Source organism: Psychrobacter glacincola (assembly GCF_904846215.1).
GTDB classification, from domain to species: Bacteria; Pseudomonadota; Gammaproteobacteria; order Pseudomonadales; family Moraxellaceae; genus Psychrobacter; species Psychrobacter glacincola.
The window spans coordinates 1-4,163 of sequence record NZ_CAJGZK010000044.1; the positions used below are offsets into that span (position 1 = coordinate 1).

Below are 4,163 nucleotides of genomic sequence, written 5' to 3' on the forward strand. Positions count from 1 at the left end.
ATGTGGTATAGCGTTTAAAACCAGCGTCACTTTGTTTGAGTAGCTTATCTATGTTTGGCATGATTCCTAGCCAGTTGTGAGTGTATTAGTTATTTTAAAACACTCTGCTACTTTTGCAAGAGGTCTATTATTTGGATTATGTTTGTATGAAGTTTAGAAAAGATATTAACGGTCTTAGAGCAGTCGCCGTCATTTCAGTAGTGCTATTTCACTTTAACGCTTCTTGGATGCCAGGTGGCTTTGCTGGCGTTGATGTTTTCTTTGTCATTTCAGGGTTCTTAATGACGGGAATAATATTTACAGGAATTGAACAAAGTAACTTCTCTATTATTAAGTTTTACTTTGCGCGTGCAAATAGGATTATTCCCGCACTGGCATTATTATGTCTGGTGTTGCTTATTTTTGGCTGGTTTTATCTAACGCCACTGGAATATAAAGCATTAGGTAAACATGCTGCAAGCAGTGTAAGTTTTGTTTCTAACTTCGTTTATTGGAAAGAAGCAGGTTATTTTGATGCTGCCTCTCATGAGAAATGGCTATTACATAGCTGGTCATTATCTGTTGAATGGCAATTTTATATTATTTACCCATTAATACTAGTTGCTATGCGCAAGTTTATGTCGCTCAAGATTATGAAAGTAATGTTGCTAATAGGAACAGGGCTAGGCTTTATTTTCTGTGTGTTCGCTAGTTATAGATGGCCTAGTGCTTCTTATTTTCTACTACCTACTAGAGCGTGGGAGATGATGCTTGGCGGTGTAGCTTATCTTTATCCTTTTACCTTGCAAGAGAATAGGAAAAAGCTTGTAGAGTGGACAGGCTTATCTTTAGTCATCGGCTCCTACTTTTTTATATCAGCCGATAATCCATGGCCTGGTTATTTAGCTTTGTTCCCAGTCCTAGGCTCATTTTTTATTCTACAAGCCCAGTGCAATAATAGTATCGTTACTAGCAATATAGTCTTACAAAAGCTAGGTAGTTGGTCTTATTCTATCTACCTTTGGCACTGGCCTTTTGTGGTCGCTATTTACGTATTCTCATTGCCTGAATACTACATTTATTTGGGTATGATATTCTCTGTAATCCTAGGCTTCTTGAGCTATAAATATGTTGAGAAAATCAAGTTTAAAAACGACTTTTCTAGCTTGCTTAGTTATTTTGGAAGTAAACCAATATATATTGCAGGAAGTGTAGGGCTATTAGGAAGCGCACTAGCTATGGGATACCCATCTTTTATACCTTATCGTTTACCAGCAGACGAGATAGCTATAGTAGAACAGGAACAAACAAATCCTAGACAGCCAGAGTGTGATAAGTTTGAGAATAGTGCATTTCCAGAGTGTATTTATGGTGCTGGTCCCGTAAAAGCAATAGTTGTTGGAGATAGTCATGCAGAAGCTCAAATGGTTGCCATTGGTAATAGAGCTGCGCTACAAGATGGTAGCATTTTAAGCTTAGCACTATCAGCATGCCCTACGATAGAGGACGTATACAAGATTGATGCTATCAGTAAAAAACATATTGATAGATGTACGAAAGTAGCGTCAACTGCTATTGATGTTGCAGCGCAAAAATATCCGAATGTTCCTGTAATTATTATCAATAGAACTTCCTTATATTTAGATGGGAAAAATGAAGATGATAACTCTGAATTAACACCTCCAACTTACTTTGTAGACTATGTGTTCACTGAAAGAAATGACGAATATAAAGACAATTTAACAGCGCATATGGTAGACACTATTTGTGAATTCTCTCAAAACAATCCTGTCTACTTAGTGAGACCAACGCCTGAAATGAAAGAGGATGTACCTTTAACAATGTTTAGAGATTCAACTTTAGATTTTGATGACAGTCAAGAACATGTTCGAATAACGATTGATGAATACAAGCAGCGCCAAGCTCGAGAGTTTGAAATGCAAGATATAGCAGCAGAACGATGTGGGGCTAAGGTTTTGAACCCTCTCCCTTATCTATGTGATAGTGAGTACTGCTACGGGGATATTGATGGTATTCCAGTCTATTATGATGATGATCATCTAAGCAGCTATGGCTCAAAAGTTATTTCACCTATCTATGATGAATTATTTGAGCATTAATAGCTATTAGCCACTAGTTTTGGGGTTGACTGGTATTAAGTTTAGAAAGTATATTAACGGTCTGATTGTGTTGGCAGTTTTAGTGCAGTTACTATGATTGCAATAATACTTTCCTGTTACAATGTAATTGAATAAAATTTAGTGGTGTGTCAAAAAGTATGCTGATTAAAATTTGAACAATGCTTAAAACCTTAAAAACCCTGTAGAATCAGAGAACTTAGTATAGATTTCTTATCTACTTTTATCGCTAGCATACTTTTTAGAACACCACCTAAAATTTGATTGGTAGTGACCATAAGATTATGATTCTGAGATGCTACGAGAACATATTGAGCAAGCAGGGTAAGCTATGATAATATCCCTGTAAACAGAACACTAAGTCCACCAATAACCATATGGACTGGCATTTATGAAAAATAAGACACTTAGTAGGAAATGCCTTTGCTAAGCTAAAAAGCTATAGAGAAGTTGCAACAAGATTTGATAAGCTCAAGAAAATTTATGGAAATACGGTCGCTCTCGCTGGTGCTTACATCTGGCTAAAACTTTGAATGTTCAACAGACCCTAATATTAATTTTGGATAAAATAAAATGAAGTATATACAATATTTTTTAAGTACTTTAAAACGTAGTGGCTTAGCTAGAACAATAATTTCAGAAAAAACGCGTATAAGTATTAAGGATTATTTGTATACAGATACTCCAATAAAGTTATATTTTGAAAACAATAGTGTTTTAATTGATTTGAATAATATAGAAGGGTTGATTCCAGTATTTTATTGGGATACTAAGCCCAATTTTGGTGACTTTATCGGTCCATATTTAACCTCTAAGATAGTTGGTAAACCCGTTTTAAATATCAGGGGTTTGAGGCATTCTGGTATTATGGCTGTTGGCAGTATCATACATATGATAGATAGAAATAATATGGTGATATGGGGTAGTGGTTTAATAGATAGACCGACAGAAGCGCAGATAGAAAATATTAAAAAGTATAGTCCAGAGATTTTATCAATTAGAGGGCATGAGACTGCTAAATGTTTATCAGAAGCTGGTATAAATATTCCTGATAAAAGTGTCTATGGTGACCCCGCTCTCATCTTACCCTTAATCTATAAACCTGTAATAAGTGGTTCTAAAAAAATTGGTATTTGCCCCCATTACATACACAAACTGCATTTTTTAGAAAATATTATGGACAAAGAAAACTTAAAAGTTATAGATGTGCAGAGGGATATGGAAACAGTTGTAGATTCAATTAGCTCATCATCTGTATGTATCTCTACATCATTACATGGACTTATAGTTGCTCAGGCCTACGGCGTACCTTGGGTATGGTTAGAGGTTATTGATAACAATTTGAGAGGGAATGAGTTTAAATTTAAAGATTTCTTTTCTACTATAAATGAATCACAAGCTTCACATCTTAAGGTCACGATGGAAGAAGTCAAAAATTTAGATTTTGAAATGATAGCGGAAAAGGCAACGTTACCCGACAAATTGTATGATGAAAAGTTAATATTTGGAGTTTTTGAAGCATACGTGAATAGGGAAAATATGGTTTAAAAAAAGTAAGTAGCAGCTTCCTTTGTTGTATTAGTGTCGAGTTTGTTAATATGTTGAATCTCCGATAATATCGGTGCGACTCATTCTCCCAATACATAAAATTAAAGCGAAGAACATAAAACCATTTGAAAATGGAACGGCTATTATCTTTTAATAAATAATCTATAGATCGTTTATTAGTGTTGAAAATAAAACCTCATTAATCGCTACTAACTTAATTAAGATTTGTTGATTTCTTAATCGATAAATCTGAAAATTGTATCTCAATAAAAATCTATGAAGAATCATATTATTAAGGGTAAATGCGTACTTAATAGACCTCTTGCAAAAGTCATAGATTAAGCTCGAAATTAACGATACCAGCAAACAGCTTCATTAGACCTCTTGCAAAAGTCATAGATTAAGCTCGAAATTAACGATACCAGCAAACAGCTTCATTCTAAGATCATAGCGCTGACGACGGTTGCGATATTTATGAGCCACGATCTTGAATAATTT

General features: G+C 34.8%; 2 protein-coding genes and 2 pseudogenes. 3 read left to right on the top strand and 1 reads right to left on the bottom strand.

What is annotated here, in order from left to right:
• The first annotated feature begins 146 nt into the window (after positions 1–146).
• The 3 genes and pseudogenes from JMW90_RS13220 (at position 147) to JMW90_RS13230 (ending at position 3,665) form a co-directional block, all read left to right on the top strand.
• The gene (locus JMW90_RS13220) at positions 147–2,099 is read left to right on the top strand and encodes an acyltransferase family protein (protein ID WP_201564716.1); all 1,953 of its coding nucleotides are present in this window, start codon (positions 147–149) and stop codon (positions 2,097–2,099) included.
• Between the two features lie 301 nt (positions 2,100–2,400).
• Positions 2,401–2,650, top strand: a pseudogene (locus JMW90_RS13225) (IS5/IS1182 family transposase); the annotation flags it as partial.
• Positions 2,651–2,690: 40 nt separating this feature from the next.
• A complete protein-coding gene (locus tag JMW90_RS13230; RefSeq protein ID WP_201564717.1) occupies positions 2,691–3,665 on the top strand; it encodes a polysaccharide pyruvyl transferase family protein in 975 nt (324 codons plus the stop codon).
• 393 nt (positions 3,666–4,058) lie between these two features.
• On the opposite strand, the pseudogene JMW90_RS13830 reads toward JMW90_RS13230, so the two are convergent.
• A pseudogene (locus tag JMW90_RS13830) lies at positions 4,059–4,163 on the bottom strand (IS5/IS1182 family transposase); the annotation flags it as partial.